This is a genomic window from Companilactobacillus zhachilii, assembly GCF_003606365.2.
Classification (GTDB): domain Bacteria; phylum Bacillota; class Bacilli; order Lactobacillales; family Lactobacillaceae; genus Companilactobacillus; species Companilactobacillus zhachilii.
This window is the reverse complement of sequence record NZ_CP031933.2, coordinates 1,993,608-2,012,375: the sequence shown is the minus strand read 5'-3', so window position 1 is coordinate 2,012,375 and position 18,768 is coordinate 1,993,608. Positions and strand designations below refer to the sequence as shown.

Here is an 18,768-nt window from a genome sequence, read left to right as displayed (position 1 = left end):
CCCAGAGACTAATATATTCGTTGTTTTTTGTATGATATAACTAATTAATTCAATGAAAGAGTTCCGCATTATTTGAAATTGAATATGAGAAAAAGGCTAGATGCTTTTCCTGGATTTATTCCAGTGAAAATGTGTCTAGCCTTTTTATATTCGATTCTATAACCAAAATTGAGAAAGACTCAATTAAATCAATCGAGAGTTTTTTGGTATTTTATGAGTGAACGTTATTTTATTTGATATATTTAAGTTCTTTACTTGTATGTGTGAATGGTTCGCAGCCATCTTCAGTAATGTAGACACAGTCTTCAATTCTGACACCAGCTACGTTTGGAATATAAATTCCAGGTTCAATTGAGAAGCACATACCTGGTTTAAGTTCCATATCATTGCCTTCCATGATTGATGGGAATTCATGTTCTGAAGTACCCATACCATGTCCGAGACGGTGAATGAAATATTCGCCATAACCAGCTTTTGTAATGACGTCACGGGCTACTTTATCAAGTTCAGCGGCTGTAATACCGGGTTTAGCGGCATCCATAGCAGCGTATTGTGCTTCAAGATCTACTTTGTAGATATCAAGTGATTTTTCATCTGGTTGACCGAAAGCAACTGTTCTTGAAGCATCACTGATATAACCGTTGTGAACAGTACCAAGGTCAAATAAGATTAATTCATCTTTTTTAATAGGGTTCTTTTCGGGTCCACCATGTGGATTAGCGGCATTAGCACCGGCTTGAACGATGGTATCAAAGCTCATATGCATGACACCCTTTTTCATCATCGCATATTCGATTTCAGCAACGATCTCTTGTTCAGTGCGTCCTTCTTTGATAGCGTTGAAAGCAACTGAGAAGGCATAATCTGCTTCATCACCAGCGGCTTTTAATTCAGCGATTTCTTCAGGTGTTTTGATAAGTTTAGCATTTTCCATGTAACGTGAAAGGTTAACTGGAAATTTGGCATTTGGAAATTGTTGTGTTAAAGCCTCAAGCTTTTGAACTGACATGTCATCTTTTTCAATACCCCAATTGACAGGTGAACCAGCAACGTCTTTAATGTGACCAGCCATTAGAGCAAATGGGTCTTCATGATCGAGATAACCAAAGACATCTTGGTCCCAACCAGCTTCTTTGGCAGCTTCAACTTCAAGTTGAGGGGCAAACATAAATGGGGCTTTGTCAGGGAAAACAAGAAGAGCAAGAATACGCTCTACCGGATCACTATAAAATCCGGTAAAATAGTTAATATCTGTTGGATTTGAAATATAAGCAGCATCAAGTCCATTTTGTGCTAAATACTCTTGTAGTGCGATTAATTGTTTCTTCATGAAAACACTCCTTTATGATGATATTTATATGTAGTATATCACTGAAAATGATTTTCTTTTTGAAAAAATGTGAAAACATATGCCAATGATACAGAAACCGCTTGCAAAATGTAAAAATGTTTGATAAATTAGAGATAATTAATGAAAATATTGTTTGAGAGAGTGAATATTAATGGAGAAAAAAGTAGTAACAATTTATGACGTAGCCGAGGCTGCCAATGTTTCAATGGCAACTATTTCTCGTGTAGTTAACGGTAACGCCAATGTAAAGGAAGAAACTAGAAAGCGTGTTTTGGAAGTAATCGATCGTTTGAATTACCGTCCTAATGCGGTTGCTCGTGGTCTAGCAAGTAAAAAGAGTACAACAATTGGTGTAATTCTACCTGATATCACTAACTTGTATTATGCATCATTAGCTAAGGGGATTGATGATGTTGCTTCAATGTACAAATACAATATCATTCTAACTAGTTTGCAAGAATCAGTTGGCGATGAAGAACAAATCTTGAATAATTTGTTATCAAAGCAAGTTGATGGCCTTATTTACATGGGCAAGCAATTGTCTAAGAAATTAAAGCGAATCTTGTCAAACTCAAAGACACCAATCGTTTTGGCTGGTTCAGTTGATAAGAATAATGAAAGTGCCAGTGTAAATATTGATTTTACAGATGCTGTTGCTAGTGTTGTTGGTCAATTAACACAAAATGGTCACAAGAAGATTGCTTTTGTGGGTGGCAGTCTTGAAAACCCTATTGATGGTAAATATCGTCTTGATGGATACAAGAAGGCTTTGAAGAAAGCTCACTTGAACTTCTCATCAAACTTGGTATTTGAAGCTGAATATTCTGTTCGTGCCGGCGAAGCTATCTGGGATGCAGTTCACAGTAGTGGTGCTACAGCCGCTTATGTAACTGATGACTTATTAGCTTCAGGAATTTTAAATTCTGCAGTTAAAGCTGGAGTGAAGATTCCTGATGAATTCGAAATGGTTACAAGTAATGACACAATTCTTTGTGAAGTAACTCGCCCTAAGATGAGTTCAATCGAAGAGCCATTGTACGATATCGGTGCTGTTGCTATGCGTCTTTTGACAAAGATGATGAATCAAGAACAAATTGATGACAATACAATTAAGTTGCCATACAGCATTGTAAAACGTGGTTCAACTAAATAATTAGCAAGAGTATGACAAAGATGTTCAATTTTTGAGCGTCTATAATAAAGAAGACTCGTAATCAAAAACTGGGTTCTTTCTTAATTTTGGTTATAGAATAGAAAATAAAAAAGGCTAGGTATCTCTGGGTATAAATCCAGAAAGATATCTAGCCTTTTGCTTATGTTCAATTTCAAATAATATAGCACTTGTTTATCGAATTAGTTGGTTACATCGTATTAAAAATAATAAAAGTATTAGTCTCTGGGTGCAAGAAATGTTGGCAGCAGTGAAGGTGGCGTTATGGCTTTAGCCATTACACCACGGGACGAGTTTTGAAATTCGCGTACTCTGCGAAGTTCAAAATCGAGACCTGAGACCTTGGCTCAGGTCGGTCCCCACAGCGCCAACATTTCTTGCACCCAGAGACGGCAACTAACCAAAGTTAAGAAAGAACCCAAAATTGGATTGCGAGTCTTCTTTATTATAGATGGAAAAATGCCTATTTTGATTATTTTCTAATTAGTTTTACGTTGTTTGTGTAATTCCCAAATAATAACAACGATATATCCAAATGCGACCAGTGAGAGGCCCCCGTAACTACAGAACTTAATTCATAGGGAAGGTCAATAAAGCCACCAAGAATGGAATATAACGTATTAATAAGGACAATCACTGCTAAAGTGAGTGATTTATCCCAGATTTTGATATTATGTTTAAATTTGTAGCCGATAACGATAATCATAAAGATGATTAAAATCGTAGCGACGATATAAAGTGTATTTTGTAAAAATTCTGGACTGAAGTACATTTGAAGTCTCCTTAAATCAAAGTAACTGAAGGTTGGTCTCCTCCAGGAACATTGCAATGCTCCTTCCGGCTGGTTTCTTTATACTCTGAAAAATTAGAGCACAATAACCTAGAATCTTTCAACCTTTAGTCAAAACAATACTGTTATTCTATCATAGAAGAACGGGAGCTGTGACATAACTATTTTTGTTTTAAATATGGCAAGCATAAATGTGCAACAAAATATCACTATTCTGCTTAAAATAAAAAATACTAGCAATCCCAGAAATCGGATTACTAGTATTTTTTTTGCCATAATGCTCGAAAGCTTATATGGACTATTCAGTTGGTGTATTGCCTGTTTCAGGACTAGTTGAAACGGTATCTCCAGTAGAAGTATCGCTTTCTGATCCAGTTGACGATGAGGAACTGTCTGAACCGTTTGAACTGGATTCATTACCAGATCCAGCACCTGAACCTGACCCAGCACCAGCACCAGATCCGGTACCTGTTTCTGATGTACCATTTGAAGTCGTTGAATTTGTTCGGTTACCACTAGAATTTGTCGTGGTATTACTATTAGTAGTTACTTCGGAAGATTGATTGCTATTAGTACTATTACTAAATCCAGAAGTTCGGCCACTACCATTTTCATTAGCTAATTCGTCAGCCGATTTTGTATTGGAACCGAGTTGTTTAACAACAGAGTAGCCATTATCACGACCAAAGTAGTTATCCCAGAATAGCTTATAGTTTTTATCTTTGCCACCGATAGCAAAATCACTGTAAGACATTTCTTTAGGGCTACCTTTGTAATATAAGGAATTAGTTGTATGTTGGTTGACCTTAGTTGTAATCCCATTGTAGCCAATAGAACCAGTGTAAGTACCAGTTTCTTTATCAACTTTATAGGATTTAACTCCTGCAGGTCGCTCAAAGCTTTCTTTAACTCTGAAGGCATCTTGGTCTTCTTTATAAAGGGCATTGGCCATATTGGCCCATAGCTCTTGGTTAAGGTCGGTTGAATTACTTGCTAAGTTGTAATTATTTCCATAGAAGTTATCGTAACCAATCCATGAAGCAATTGTGACACCTTGAGTACTTCCGATAAACCAGTTATCACGGTAATCATTTGAAGTACCAGTCTTACCAAAGAGATTCTTTGTACTGAAGTTAGCTTCGTATGATAATGCTGAAGCAGTACCTTTGGTAACAACACCGTGTAGCATATTTTTAATGATGTAAGATGTCTGTTTGCTGAAGACACGTTTACTTGAACCTTTATGTTTGTAAATTGTTTTACCCGCGGGATCTTGTACGTCTGTTACAACGTATGGATCGACGTGAACACCTTTGTTGGCAAAGGTTGAAAAGGCACTGGCTTGTTGAAGAACAGTCACACCATTGGCAGTACCACCCAAGGTAATTCCCAATTGTTTGTATTCTTTATTAGATAAGTTGATTCCCATCTTAGACATGTATTTCTTGGAACTAATGTCACGATTAATTAGTTCGTTATACAAATTAACTGATGGAATATTATATGATTCTTCCAAAGTTTCACGAGCTGATACAAAACGATTTTGAATTGTTTGTCCGTAGTCAGTAGGTGAGTAGCCATGAAATGAAGTCTTGAAATCAGCTAGCATTGTTTGAGAACCGATGACACCATTTTCAATGGCAGGTGCAAAAGTAATCAATGGTTTAATTGAGGAACCAGGAGAACGCTTAGTATTAAAGGCATGGTTATTTTGCGATTTCTTAAAGTTAACTCCACCGACAAAAGCAAGAACTTGGCCGGTACTATTATCTAGCATAACTGAACCATTTTGAACCGGCTCTGATATCTTGACCGGCTTACCAGTTGTAGGATCGGTAGCGTTATCGGTATGAACCGTTCCCAGGTTGCCCTTGAATTGTTGAGCCTGTTGATTCATTGCAATATACATCTTTTTATCGATGGTACTGTGAATTTTGTAATTCTTGTTATGTAATTCATTGTCAGCTTGTGTTGAATAGTTCTTATAAAGATTTTCATCTTTGGCAACGTCGCTATACTTGAGACCATCACTCTTAACCAAACGTTTGATTAAGATATTTCTAGCTTGTTCAGTCAATAAATTATAAACATAACCATATTTAATTTTCTTGGTACTTGCTTTGGCTGTCTTTTGGAAATCGTTCTTGAGATCAAATTTACGAGCTGAATTGTATTGTGATTCAGTAATTTGATTATCACGATACATCCGATACAAAACGATATCTTTCCGTTTCATGCCTAGACTGAGGTCATCATTAAGTCGACCTCGATAGTCGTATGGTGTGTAGATTGAAGGACTTTGTGGCAGACCAGCAATAAAGGCTGATTCGGCTAGATTCAATTCACTAGCATTTTTACCAAATAATCCTTTTGAAGCAGCTTGCACACCTTGGATATTTTGTCCCTTGTTATTACGACCAAAAGTAGCAGCGTTTAGATAGTCTTCCAAAATTTGATCTTTACTGAAATACTTATCCACTCGCATAGCCAAGAAGATTTCGACCGCTTTACGTTTCCAAGTCGTTTCTGAAGACAACATTTGCATTTTGACAGTTTGCTGAGTCAGAGTCGATCCACCAGTTTGTGCACCGATACCAGTTATATCAGAGATAATAGCTCTAAAAATTGATTTTGGTACGACACCCTTGTGACGGTAAAAGTCGCTATCTTCGGTAGAGACGATAGCTTTCTTTAAGTAAGGTGACATCTCAGAAAGGGGAATTTTCTTACCTTCAAGGTCCTTTTGGAGACTTTCAACTTTTTCGCCATTGGCAAAATATAAAGTAGCTGAATTGTTAACATCTTGAAGTTCAGTTTGCATCTGATGTTTAGAAGGGACATCGACCTGATTAGTTAAGGCAGAGACGTAACCCATCCCTAAACCGATAGCTAAACTAAGGATAATGGCCAGCCCAGCAATTGAGTAGAGCACGATCCTTCGAATAACTTCAATCGTTAAATTAGCTTTTTTAGCAAAATCAGACCAGCTCTTGATACTTTTAAAGCTGTTGACAATGCTATTCCATAAATTTTTCACTTTTAAATAAGCTCCCTTAAAAAGTTACATACCGTAATTATATAATAAAATCGATTTAGAAGTGCAAAAACAAAAAAAGTTCTGTAGAAAAGAACTTCCACAGAACTTCAAAAGTCATTTGTATATTCCGTCTCCGGAGTTGAGAACTAGTCATCACATATTTATTATTTTAATTACACAACTACTTAATCAAGCGGTAAATAGCATCTGCGTAAATAGCAGCCGATTTCAATAGTTTTTCGATATTAATATATTCGTTAGGTTGATGCATGACGTTTTCGTCACCAGGGAACATTGCACCATAGGCAATTCCATGTTTTAAAATACGGCCATAAGTACCACCACCGACAGTGAATGGCTCAGTGTTGTCATCAGTGTGATCACGATAAGCTCCAACAAGAGCTTGAACCAATGGATCATCAGCGTCGACAAAATGAGGTAATTGGTTATGTCCTTCTATCACGGCTGAAACATTTGCTGGCAAAGCTTTATTAATTTTTTCAGTTAGAGTATCACCGGTGTCCCCCTTAGGGTAGCGGATGTTTAACAAAATATTAGCTTTGTCTGCATCATATTCGTAAATGTTAGGTGATAGCGTTAATTCACCCATAACGTCGTCTTGATTGGCAATGCCAAGGTGTTTACCGGCAAAATCAAGATGTAAGTCATTAGCGATGAATGAGAAGTATAATTTTTCGCTATCATTTAAAGTTAAGGTAGTTAGAAATTTGGCTAAGTAGGTAGCAGCATTGATACCATTGAATGGCTCCATAGCATGAGCACCTTTACCAATAATTTTAACGGAAGCTGTTTGATCATCAACTGTGACACTACCTGTAACTTCAGTATTGTCAGCTAAAAAGTCATTTAGCTTAGCTTTAATATCATCAGCTGAAACGACATCAATGTTCAATTCAGCATCAGCGTTTTGAGGAACCATGTTAGGTCTGATTCCGGCAACGAATGATTTAACTAGACTGATTGTTGGTGTTGGGAAATTAACTCGGAATGAAACGATTCCTTTTTCACCATTGATAGCAGGGAATTCAGCATCAGGTGAGAAACCAGTTTCTGGCATGGTTTCTTTTTCCATATAATGGTTAATGCCGACCCATTCGCTCTCTTCATCAGTTCCAAGAATTAATTGAACATTCTTCTTAACTGGCAAGTTGAGTTCTTTGATAATTTTCATAGCGTAGTAAGCTGCTAAACTAGGTCCTTTATCATCAGAAGCTCCACGAGCATAGAAGTTACCATCTTTGATAACTGGTTCAAATGGATTAGTATTCCAACCTGGTCCTTCAGGAACCACGTCCACGTGACCTAAGATGGCAATGGCATCGTCGTTGTCCCCAAATTCAATTCTTCCGGCAAGATTGTCAACGTTTTTTGTATTAAAACCGTCACGATCTGCAAAGTGTAAAAAGGTTTGTAAAGCTTTTGCTGGTCCAGGGCCTAGTGGATAATCGCTAGTCTTGTGTTCTGTATCTCTAGAACTATCAATACTTACTAATTCAGAAAGATCATTTATCAGTTCGTCTGAACGATGTGAAACTTCCTTCTCCCAATCTATAGACATATATCTCTGACCTCCACATGAGTTTTTTATATTTTACCAAAGGTTGCCCTTAAAGGCTAATTTACCTAAATCTTATTTATGGAATCGTTGTCATTGGTAAGGGAAAAATCAACATAAAAATTGTTGAAATCCTTAATTAAATCAGCATTTTGCAAAGTCTGATCACTGGTTGGTCTAGTAATTGCTAAATTTTGTAATAAATCAATATTTTTGATTCTTTGACCACGAGGTAAATCTTGATAACCATCAAGAGAATTATTTCCAAAGTAAGATTCAGGATTCAATTGAATTAAGACATTGTGCGCATTGACCCAACCGTTTTTTAGCTTGAGCCATGTTTGGGTACCATACTTTTGAATCGTAATAATTTGTTGAGGCTTGTTGATTTCCATGCGATTAACAATCGAGCTGGAATCAGTTGGGTCACTATATAGGAAGTTATTTGGTTGTTGGTTACGGAAAATAGCTTTGGAACCAAAATATTGGCGTAGATCACGGAGAGCATATTCAGAATTAAAGCCGGTGGCATTAGCAAACTTATTTTCACCTAATTGAACATACTTTTCGCCATTAAATTTGATAATGTTAGTGATGTGATAACCATCTAACGGATTAACTTTCTTGCCAGTTTTGATTAGCCGATAAGGGTTTTCGTAAATAGTTTCCTTTTGACTACTCATATAGTAGACGTTTTGGTTAAGTGCTTCCGACTTCGATTGATCCTTTAATTCGCGATATTCGTTACCAGTGGCTGGATAGTTGGTGACCACACCGTCAATTGGCATATTGATTAATGTATTCCACTTTTTAGGACTTTCGTTCATCTCGTCCCAAGCGTAAATACTTTTGCCCATGAAGTGCATGGTGTCGATGATTTGTGGCGTTATGATGTTTGAGGAGAGGTTCACACCAGTCACATATTGCAAAATATCAAAATTGATTCGCTTAGTTGTCCCAGCAATAAAAATCCGAGGGATGTCTGGCATCAATTGCGCTTCGTTTTCTAGACTCTTAGTTGAGAACGAGTGGAACATGACCCGATTTTGCATGCCATATGTTTCGATAACTTGCTTCAATAAGGCTTCCATATTTTGAGGATTACCTTTTTTAGTTTTCTTAGTTTCAATTAAGAACTTAGCTTTAGGATTATTTTTGTAATGTTCAAAAATTTGGTTCAAACTATGAATAGGTTCACCATTTTTTTGATGTAATTGAGCTAAATCAGAAAAGTTATGTTCTGAGACAATTTCTGAGGTACCAGTAACACGTTCGAGATCACGATCATGGGAGACGACTAGGACATTATCTTTTGAAACATGTAGATCAAGTTCCACATAATCGGCTCCCTCAGAGAAGGCTTTATCAAAACTTTCAAAAGTTTCTTCGGGTGCATTAATAGGATCACCACGATGACCGATAACCGTAAAACCACTAGCAAAGAAAAAAATCAGACATGCTAATGATAACTTGAGAAGATTAAAACGTTTTGAGACCATAATTAACTCCCTAATTTTTGAGATATTATATACTAGATGTAAAGAATAAATACTGCTACTTTCATGATTAGTGTATTAGTTATATGAGATGAGTATATATTATTATGTATTTATTTAAAAATGCTATTTAAATATGCCGCCTCCAAGAGTAAGAAATTTAGGTCGCTATGGGGATCGATTCGAGCCAAGGGGCGGTCTCGAATCTCGATTTTGAACCTCGCACAGACCGCGAGTTTCAAAACTCGTCCCATGGTGTAAGTGCTAAAGCACTAACGCCACCTTCACAGCGACCTAAATTTCTTACTCTTTCCGGCTAGTTGGTTGGTACAGACGCATAATTAGTTTCAATTTTGTGAAAATAAAGTCATTAATTACGAGGCAACTAGGTTCTATCTTCAAATTGTCGAATAAGTATTTGTGCTAATGAGCATAATTATTTTAAGAAAAGAATTATTTTGGCATTAAAGATTATTAGAGAAATACTTGAGTTATCAAATTATTCTCAAATTAATAAAGAACTAGTCGGAAGAGTTGGACAGTGGTTACTGGCAGTGAAAGTGCTGTTAGGGCGACCGCTTTTGTCGTTCTTACAGCACCGGACGCGTTTAAGACTTGCCGAACTTGCAAGGCTTAAACCGAGGCCCGAGACCTTGGCTCGGACCGTTCCGCACTGCCAGTAACCACTGTCCAACTCTGGAGACGGCATTACTCTAAGACACATCCTAGTCAAAAAGGCAATAAAACATTTAAATGTGAGGTTTTATAAATGGATAACGAGAAACAAATTTTAGATATTATTGAACAAATTACGCGTAACGATGGTACGAAATACTATGAACTTGCTAATATCGTTATGAATGGTCGCGCTGAGAAGGCGGCTGAATTGGGGATGATCAAAGAGGTCCGTATTTTGAAACTTAATATCCCACATTCTTCAGCTGTTAGTGTTTATGAGGATTATGTCAACGCAAATTATACAGTTCCACCAATGAATTTAAAAGAATGGGTTGAGTACGATAAGCCTAAGGGCAAGGTCCGCGATGCTTTCAATGAAATTTTAAAAGCTAACGGTATTATTTCAAGGGAAGACGATGCTGACTAATGAATTACTTTATAGCTGATACACATTTTTATCATTATCAATTACTAGAACCAAATAATTTTGCTCCTCGTCATTTTGGTAATGTTGACGAGATGAATCAAGCAATGATTGATGCCTGGAATGCTCGGGTAGATGAGAATGACCGCGTGTACCACTTGGGGGATATTTCGATGCGGCCCCAGAACACACCGACGGATGAAGAAACTTATGATATGTTGCGTCAATTGAATGGACATATGACTTTGATTAAGGGAAATCATGACTATCGTTCATTATTCAAATTTTTGGATAAGCATAATGAAACGATGTCTGATGGTAAACCTAGATTTGAATTTGAAGATGTTGGTGCGTTATTGAAATTTGATCATCATCAATTTTATTGCACACACTATCCTTTGTTGTTGGGTAAGGTTGATAAGATTATTAATTTGCATGGTCATATTCATCACTACGCTGTTCCAATTCCTGAAAATATTAACGTAGGTGTGGATGCCCCAGAACGTGACTATTTATCAGAGAATTTGCCCTGGGGTTCACCTTTACGTGGTGAAGAAATTTTAGAGATGTATGATAAGAAGAAAGAAGATTTGGCTAGATTACAGAGAAAGTAGGATATTATGGAAAAAATTCAAATAGTTCATACGAATGATTTACATTCTCACTTCGAAAACTTTCCACGTGTTGAGCGGTTCATTAATCAATCACGTCAAGAAAGTACCGCCGATGATTTTTATTTGTTTGATATTGGGGATGCTATGGACCGGGCACATCCGCTGAGTGAAGCAACTAATGGGCAAGCAAATATTGAATGGATGAATCCACTTCATTATGACGCTGCTACGATTGGTAATAATGAAGGTTTAGGTAACAGTCATGAGCATTTGGAACATCTGTATGATCATGCTAATTTTCCAGTGATTTTGAACAATCTTTACGAAAATAATCCTTCACGATTAGCTGATTTTGCTCAACCGGCTAAAGTTATCACTACTAAGCAGGGAACCAAGATTGGACTCATGGGCTTGACGGCACCGTATATTTTGACTTATCCATTGCTAGATTGGGATATTAAGTTAATTCAAGAAATGCTACCTAAATCTTTGGAATTAGTTAAAGATTGTGATGTGATTATCTTACTTTCTCATTTAGGTGTTTCAATGGACCGTTTGATTGCCAAAAAGCATCCGGAAATCGATGTTATTATTGGAGCTCATACACATCATCTCTTTCCTAAAGGGGAAGTTGATAATGGCGTTTTGTTGGCGGCAGCCGGAAAATATGGTCAGCATATCGGAACGATTAATTTGGAACTTGATGAACAAAAGCAAGTTGTCCAAAAGTCAGCCTTTACTGTGAAAACTGCCACGCTAGAGGAATTGCCTACTGATAAAAATTGGATTGAACATCAATATAACCGTGGCGAACAATTGCTAGATCAAAAGCAAGTTGCCAATTTACCAAACACCTTGAGTACAGATTATCAAGCTGACAATTCGATCATGCAAGAGGCTTTGACTGCTGTCCAAGACTTTGCACAGTCAGATGTGGCAGTTTTGAGTTCAGGTTTGTTTTTGGAAAATTTGCCAAAAGGTATTGTGACTGAGAAAAATTTGCATGATTGCTTACCTCATGCGATTCATGTTATGAAAACAACAATGACGGGTGACAATGTTTGGCGTTTAGTTATGGAAATGGAAAAGAATCGACTCTTTTTATGCAATCATATGCAAAAAGGAATGGGTTTTCGTGGTAAGATATTTGGCGAACTAGTTTATCGGGGCATTACGATTGATAACAAACGAAATGTTTACATAAACGGTAAAGAATTAGACAAGAATCAAGAATACACCCTAGCATTATTGGATCATTATTTGTTTGTACCGTATTTCCCATCAATTGAGATTTCGGGTAACAATGAAATTATGTATCCTAAGTTTTTGCGTGGTGTATTCGCTGATTACTTGAGTAAAAAATATCCGATTTGAGGTGATTACTTGCAAGAAATTGAGGATAATACTGCTACTACTAAGTTGGTCGATGTCATTAAGTTAGATGATAATTTGATTTCCATTGATAAGAAGAAGTATCGCTTAGTAGAAAATCATGATAATGGTTTTAGTGAAGAGCGTATTGAAGAACGTTATAACAATGTTTTAGAAAAATATGATTATATTGTTGGTGACTGGGGTTACGATCAATTGCGTTTTAAGGGTTTTTATGAAGATGAACGTAAAGAAAGTACCTTAGATAATCGCATTTCGCATTTGGAAGATTATTTGTTGGAATATTGTAATTTTGGTTGTGCTTATTTTGTACTTGAGAAAGTTCAAAAGGCTCCTTTGAAAAACAACCATCATCGAAATAACAATCACAGCAATCATACTCATAAATTCCGCACGCGGACTACGCATGCTAAGGCTGAGAATAAATCTAATAGGCCACATAATAATCAGCGTCGGAAGAACAAAGTCTCCAAACGTCGAGTGACGAAAAAGACTACAGCTTCGACTAAGAAGACCTTCAAAATTAGAAAAATAGGTGAAAAGAATAAATGAAGTATCAAACATATTTAATAGATTTAGATGGAACAATGTATCGTGGTAAGGATAAGATTCCTGAAGCTAAAGTTTTCATCGATAATTTGAACAAAGCAGGAATTGATTATTATTTCTTAACAAACAATACAACGAAAACTCCACAGCAAGTGGCTGATAATTTGACAAATAACCATCAGATCACGGCCCAAGCTGAGCAAGTTTTGACACCATCATTAGCCACAGCGGCTTATATTAAAAATATGTTTGGTGATGATATTGAAAATCATAGTGCTTATGTAATCGGTGAGTACGGTTTAAAGAGTGCTGTTTTTGGTACAGGTATCAAATTGAATGAAGTAGATCCTGATGTTGTTATCGTTGGGTTAGATTATGATGTGACGTACCATAAATTTGAATTGGCCACTTTGGCTATCAAACGTGGGGCCTTCTTTATCGGTACTAATGCTGATACTAACTTGCCTAACGAGAGAGGTTTAGTACCAGGTGCTGGTTCAGTTATCTCATTAGTTGAAACATCAACTCAACAAAAGGCTCATTATATTGGTAAACCAGAACGTAACATTATTGACTTTGCAGTCAAGGCACGTAATTTTGATCCGAAAACAGCCGTCATGGTTGGTGACAATTACAATACGGATATCAAGTGTGGAATTAATGCTGACGTTGATACGTTGTGGGTCAATACTGGTGTCAGTACCCATGAAGATATCGACAATGCACCTATCAAGCCCACTCATCAAGTAGAAAGTCTGGATCAGTGGGATGTCTAATTCACAAAAGGACCTTTTGTATACTATTGCATTAGCATTCTTTTTGTTGACGTTAGCTATCACGGTGACGATATTTGCCAGTTATCCCTTATTTGCCTTTGCTATTAAGCATTACTATCTAGAAAATGCCGTAGGGATGAAATATGGAACGATTATGAAGAACTATGCACAGATGATGGATTTTTTGATTAATCCGTTCAATTGGCATTGGCATTTGAGTGATTTTGCCTCGTCAGCTGGTGGTCGCTTGCATTTTTATGATGTAAAAAAACTTTTCTTGTTGAATTTTGCAGTTTTCATCGGGACGGGAATTATTGTTGCTAAGTTTCATAAAGTTCGAGCGCATTTTAATCGAGTCTTTTTCTGGATTGGAATCGTTGGGATAATCTTAGCAATTTTAATGATGCTGAATTTCGATGAATTCTTCGTCGTCTTTCATGAAATGCTCTTTCGTAATAGCGATTGGTTATTTGATCCGGATAAGGACCCAATTATCAATGTTTTGCCAGAAGAGTTCTTTACCCAATGCTTTATCTTATTTTTCGTAATGTTTGAAGGATTGAACTTTTGGAAAGCACGTACAAAAAAAGCCTAGGAAAAATTTCCTAAGCTTTTTTCTTTTTGCTATTTTTGATGGCGGTGATTAGAACTGGAACCAATGATACTAAGACGATACCAATGATAATCATTGAGAAGTGTTCTTGTACAACTGGAATATTACCAAAGAGATAACCAGCAGCTGAACAAACTAACACCCAAAGGAATGCTCCGATGAAATTGTATTTCAGGAAAGTTCCGTAGTGCATTGTTCCACTACCAGCAACGAATGGTACGAAAGTTCTAATTAAAGGAATGAAACGACCAATGGCAATTGTTTTACCACCGTGTTTTTCAAAGAAATGATGTGCTTCATCTAAATGATCCTTATTGATAAGTTTACTGAGGTATTTATTCCTCGTCGCGTATTCTCCAAAATGTTCACCAATTTCATAGTTCATGGAGTCACCTAAGACGGCGGCCGCAAGGAAGATGATAAACATTAGCCAAGCAAGTAGTCCGTATTTTGGATTAGCTGCCAAAGCCATTGCCGCAAAGATTAGTGAATCTCCCGGTAGGAATGGTAGAATAACAACTCCGGTTTCAATAAAGATAATCAGAAACAGTATTAAATATGTCCAAAGGCCGAAGTTATTTACGATATTGACCATATGATGATCAATGTGCAAGATAAAATCAACCAAACCCATTATGTAACTCAATCAATCAACTCCAGAATTCAAATTAAACTTCATTATACCAGCATAACTTAAAATAACTTTAAAATTAATGGAAATTAAAGATTATTTTTCAAAGAGGGATGTACTGTGTTCGAAGTAATCCTTTTCCGGATAAAGGTTTCGTAAAGCTTTAGTTACAGCGATGGGTCCTTCAGCAAAAGCTGTTGCAATTAGTTGGAGTTTGCCAGGATAGGTCACAATATCACCAATGGCAAAGACATTCGGTAGGTTAGTTTCCATTTCTTGAGTAACTTTGATGAAAGGACCATTGAGCTCAACGTTCCAATCACGGAGAATTTTAGAATCAGAAACAAAGCCATAGTTAACTAATAGTTTGTCGGTTGTCACAATCTTAATTTCATTAGACTTAATCATTTTTAGAGTTACGTCTACTTTAGAATTATCATGGGCATTGAAATTAAGTTCTTTGATAATGTAAGGATTGAGTTGTTCGACGTTTGATTGATTTAGTTTTTCTACACTAGACTCCATTGCTCGATATTTATTGCGACGGTGTACTAGGGATGTATGTGATGCTACCTTAGATAAATCAATTGACCAATCCACAGCGGAATCACCGCCACCAGCAACAACAACGTCTTTATCTTGATAGTCATTAAGGTCATTAACGAAGTAGTCGAGATTCTTTTCTTCTATTATAGGGTCGTAATCGAATGTTAACTTGCGTGGTTTAAATGCTCCATTACCGATTGCGATGATAATAGTTTTAGTATAGATAGTTTCCTTATTAGTAGTTAGTAACCAGAGATCATCTTTTCTTTCTATAGAAGAAACGGAAGTGTTGAGGTATTGATCACAGTTCATAATGTTTAACTGATCGTTAAGCTGTTTAGTTAAGTCAGTTCCTGATACTTTGGGTAAAGCAGCAACATCGTAAATATGTTTTTGTGCGTAAAGCGTTTCAGGCTGACCACCAAGCTTTGGTAAACTTTCTATTAATGCTACTTTCAGATTTCGTAAGCGAGCAAAGTAGGCAGCAAACATACCAGCAGGGCCACCACCGATAATAGAAATGTCGTAAATTTTGTCATTCATAATCTTAATCACCATTTTCTGTTATATAATCTATAGATACATTGTTACACAAATGAAATCCAAAAAGGGAGGAAAAGCAATGCGAATTGGAGATAGACTATCTGGAACCATATCTGGGATTCAATCATATGGGGTCTTTGTAAAGCTAGATGATGACCATCAAGGGTTGATTCATATCTCAGAATTAAAGCATGGCTTTGTGTCTGATCTTAATAGTAAGTATAAAGTCGGTGACAAAGTAGATGTTATTGTAATGGGAATTGATGAATATAATCAAAAAATCAGTTTATCAATGCGGGCATTGCAACCAGAGAAGATCGGCAGACCAATTTTACATAAGCATTTTTGGACTGATTATCGTAATCATATTGGTTATAAGACGATTGCAGAGCACAAAAATGAGTGGGTAAAGGCCGCAATGAAGCATATTTCAGAAAAAAATGAAAAAAATTCAACTTTTTTGTAAAAAAGGGTTGCGCACACTTAATCTAATTGGTAATATATATCTTGTTGTTGCGACAGAGCAACGGCGTCAACGGTTTGAAGCTTTATCGCTTCTCCAAACGCCATTAATTATTTTAAAAAAGTTCTTGACTTGGTCTTGTAACTTCGATATGATAATTAAGTTGTCTGTTGAGATAACTTCTAACAAATCATCATTTCATTGATAATTTGTTAGAAAAATTATTTTAAAAAGTTCTTGACATTCATTTGTCAGCTTGATAAAATAATTAAGTCGCTGATGAGCGTAAGCGCTTAATCAGCTGGTAGACCTTTGAAAACTGAACAAAGTTTTAACACTAAATTGTGTAGGCCAACATTTATTTGTTGGATTTACAACGAAGTCAATTCGCTAGTATAATTTTTTATGAGTCACAAACTTTTAATATGAGAGTTTGATCCTGGCTCAGGACGAACGCTGGCGGCATGCCTAATACATGCAAGTCGAACGAACTCTGCTGATGATTGAAGCTTGCTTCATGAATCAGTTTTGAGTGAGTGGCGGACGGGTGAGTAACACGTGGGTAACCTGCCCAAAAGTGGGGGATAACATTTGGAAACAAGTGCTAATACCGCATAACAACTACTTTCACATGATCGTAGCTTGAAAGATGGCTCTGCTATCGCTTTTGGATGGACCCGCGGCGTATTAGCTAGTTGGTGAGGTAATAGCTCACCAAGGCAATGATACGTAGCCGACCTGAGAGGGTAATCGGCCACATTGGGACTGAGACACGGCCCAAACTCCTACGGGAGGCAGCAGTAGGGAATCTTCCACAATGGGCGAAAGCCTGATGGAGCAATGCCGCGTGAGTGAAGAAGGTTTTCGGATCGTAAAACTCTGTTGTTGAAGAAGAACATGCGTGAGAGTAACTGTTCACGTACTGACGGTATTCAACCAGAAAGCCACGGCTAACTACGTGCCAGCAGCCGCGGTAATACGTAGGTGGCAAGCGTTGTCCGGATTTATTGGGCGTAAAGAGAATGTAGGCGGTTTATTAAGTTTGAAGTGAAAGCCCTCGGCTCAACCGAGGAAGTGCTTCGAAAACTGGTAAACTTGAGTGCAGAAGAGGAAAGTGGAACTCCATGTGTAGCGGTGGAATGCGTAGATATATGGAAGAACACCAGTGGCGAAGGCGGCTTTCTGGTCTGTAACTGACGCTGAGATTCGAAAGCATGGGTAGCAAACAGGATTAGATACCCTGGTAGTCCATGCCGTAAACGATGAGTGCTAAGTGTTGGAGGGTTTCCGCCCTTCAGTGCTGCAGCTAACGCATTAAGCACTCCGCCTGGGGAGTACGACCGCAAGGTTGAAACTCAAAGGAATTGACGGGGGCCCGCACAAGCGGTGGAGCATGTGGTTTAATTCGAAGCAACGCGAAGAACCTTACCAGGTCTTGACATACCATGAAAAGCTTAGAGATAAGTCTTTCCCTTCGGGGACATGGATACAGGTGGTGCATGGTTGTCGTCAGCTCGTGTCGTGAGATGTTGGGTTAAGTCCCGCAACGAGCGCAACCCTTATTATCAGTTGCCAGCATTCAGTTGGGCACTCTGGTGAGACTGCCGGTGACAAACCGGAGGAAGGTGGGGACGACGTCAAATCATCATGCCCCTTATGACCTGGGCTACACACGTGCTACAATGGTCGGTACAACGTGTTGCGAACTCGCGAGGGCAAGCAAATCACTTAAAACCGATCTCAGTTCGGATTGTAGGCTGCAACTCGCCTACATGAAGCTGGAATCGCTAGTAATCGCGGATCAGCATGCCGCGGTGAATACGTTCCCGGGCCTTGTACACACCGCCCGTCACACCATGAGAGTTTGTAACACCCAAAGCCGGTGGGGTAACCCTTCGGGGAGCTAACCGTCTAAGGTGGGACAAATGATTAGGGTGAAGTCGTAACAAGGTAGCCGTAGGAGAACCTGCGGCTGGATCACCTCCTTTCTAAGGATATGATGCTTATGCATCAACGGAAATACACAATTGTTAAAACTTTGTTTAGTTTTGAGGGGTCTACCCTCAAAAAACTCGTACCTTGAAAACTGGATATTAAGAATTAATGAATTAAAGAAAC

The 18,768-nt window shown here is 37.7% G+C and carries 15 protein-coding genes and 1 rRNA gene; 9 read left to right on the top strand and 7 right to left on the bottom strand.

Annotated features, from left to right (window positions below):
• Positions 1-229 precede the first annotated feature (229 nt).
• Positions 230-1,330 (bottom strand): M24 family metallopeptidase, encoded by a 1,101-nt coding sequence (locus tag D1B17_RS09300; protein WP_120141977.1) that lies wholly within the window; start codon positions 1,328-1,330, stop codon positions 230-232.
• A 172-nt stretch (positions 1,331-1,502) separates the two neighbouring features.
• Between D1B17_RS09300 and ccpA the strand changes: the two genes are divergently transcribed.
• Positions 1,503-2,504, top strand: a complete 1,002-nt coding sequence (gene ccpA / locus D1B17_RS09295) for a catabolite control protein A (protein WP_120141978.1) — start codon at positions 1,503-1,505, stop codon at positions 2,502-2,504.
• Between the two features lie 490 nt (positions 2,505-2,994).
• On the opposite strand, the gene D1B17_RS09290 is transcribed toward ccpA, so the two are convergent.
• The 4 genes from D1B17_RS09290 to D1B17_RS09275 all read right to left on the bottom strand — a co-directional run bounded on the left by D1B17_RS09290 (position 2,995) and on the right by D1B17_RS09275 (position 9,424).
• Positions 2,995-3,294 carry a hypothetical protein gene (locus tag D1B17_RS09290; RefSeq protein ID WP_240704397.1) on the bottom strand — a complete coding sequence of 100 codons (300 nt, stop codon included), beginning with the start codon at positions 3,292-3,294 and terminating at the stop codon, positions 2,995-2,997.
• A gap of 316 nt (positions 3,295-3,610) precedes the next feature.
• Positions 3,611-6,349: a transglycosylase domain-containing protein gene (locus D1B17_RS09285; protein ID WP_120141979.1), complete on the bottom strand. Its 2,739-nt coding sequence runs from the start codon at positions 6,347-6,349 to the stop codon at positions 3,611-3,613.
• 181 nt (positions 6,350-6,530) lie between these two features.
• The gene (gene pepV, locus D1B17_RS09280) at positions 6,531-7,928 is read right to left on the bottom strand and encodes a dipeptidase PepV (protein ID WP_120141980.1); all 1,398 of its coding nucleotides are present in this window, start codon (positions 7,926-7,928) and stop codon (positions 6,531-6,533) included.
• 65 nt (positions 7,929-7,993) lie between these two features.
• Complete coding sequence (locus D1B17_RS09275; protein ID WP_120141981.1) at positions 7,994-9,424, bottom strand: glycerophosphodiester phosphodiesterase; 1,431 nt, start codon at positions 9,422-9,424, stop codon at positions 7,994-7,996.
• Positions 9,425-10,190: 766 nt separating this feature from the next.
• On the opposite strand from D1B17_RS09275, the gene D1B17_RS09270 reads away from it, so the two are divergent.
• Genes D1B17_RS09270 through D1B17_RS09245 form a run of 6 tightly spaced genes read left to right on the top strand, consistent with a single transcriptional unit; the run spans position 10,191 to position 14,449 of the window.
• The gene (locus tag D1B17_RS09270) at positions 10,191-10,526 is read left to right on the top strand and encodes a hypothetical protein (RefSeq protein ID WP_120141982.1); all 336 of its coding nucleotides are present in this window, start codon (positions 10,191-10,193) and stop codon (positions 10,524-10,526) included.
• Positions 10,526-11,137, top strand: coding sequence for a metallophosphoesterase family protein (locus tag D1B17_RS09265; RefSeq protein ID WP_120141983.1), 612 nt, complete (start codon positions 10,526-10,528; stop codon positions 11,135-11,137). Before D1B17_RS09270 ends, D1B17_RS09265 begins: the two co-directional genes overlap by 1 nt.
• Positions 11,138-11,143: 6 nt before the next feature.
• Positions 11,144-12,511 (top strand): bifunctional metallophosphatase/5'-nucleotidase, encoded by a 1,368-nt coding sequence (locus D1B17_RS09260; RefSeq protein WP_120141984.1) that lies wholly within the window; start codon positions 11,144-11,146, stop codon positions 12,509-12,511.
• A gap of 9 nt (positions 12,512-12,520) precedes the next feature.
• The gene (locus D1B17_RS09255) at positions 12,521-13,081 is read left to right on the top strand and encodes a YutD family protein (protein ID WP_120141985.1); all 561 of its coding nucleotides are present in this window, start codon (positions 12,521-12,523) and stop codon (positions 13,079-13,081) included.
• On the top strand, positions 13,078-13,854 hold the full coding sequence (locus D1B17_RS09250; RefSeq protein WP_120141986.1) for a TIGR01457 family HAD-type hydrolase: 777 nt from the start codon (positions 13,078-13,080) through the stop codon (positions 13,852-13,854). Before D1B17_RS09255 ends, D1B17_RS09250 begins: the two co-directional genes overlap by 4 nt.
• Entirely contained in the window at positions 13,847-14,449 is a 603-nt protein-coding gene (locus D1B17_RS09245) for a TIGR01906 family membrane protein (protein WP_120141987.1), read from the top strand. Before D1B17_RS09250 ends, D1B17_RS09245 begins: the two co-directional genes overlap by 8 nt.
• 10 nt (positions 14,450-14,459) lie before the next feature.
• On the opposite strand, the gene D1B17_RS09240 is transcribed toward D1B17_RS09245, so the two are convergent.
• On the bottom strand, positions 14,460-15,101 hold the full coding sequence (locus tag D1B17_RS09240) for a DedA family protein (RefSeq protein ID WP_120141988.1): 642 nt from the start codon (positions 15,099-15,101) through the stop codon (positions 14,460-14,462).
• Positions 15,102-15,194: 93 nt separating this feature from the next.
• Positions 15,195-16,187, bottom strand: a complete 993-nt coding sequence (locus D1B17_RS09235) for an NAD(P)/FAD-dependent oxidoreductase (RefSeq protein ID WP_120141989.1) — start codon at positions 16,185-16,187, stop codon at positions 15,195-15,197.
• Positions 16,188-16,266: 79 nt separating this feature from the next.
• Here D1B17_RS09235 and D1B17_RS09230 point away from each other — a divergent pair, with 79 nt between their 5' ends.
• Together D1B17_RS09230 and D1B17_RS09225 are read left to right on the top strand one after the other, a co-directional pair.
• Entirely contained in the window at positions 16,267-16,653 is a 387-nt protein-coding gene (locus D1B17_RS09230; protein ID WP_166806665.1) for a CvfD/Ygs/GSP13 family RNA-binding post-transcriptional regulator, read from the top strand.
• Between the two features lie 418 nt (positions 16,654-17,071).
• Positions 17,072-18,638, top strand: a 16S ribosomal RNA gene (locus tag D1B17_RS09225).
• The last annotated feature ends 130 nt before the right edge of the window (positions 18,639-18,768 follow it).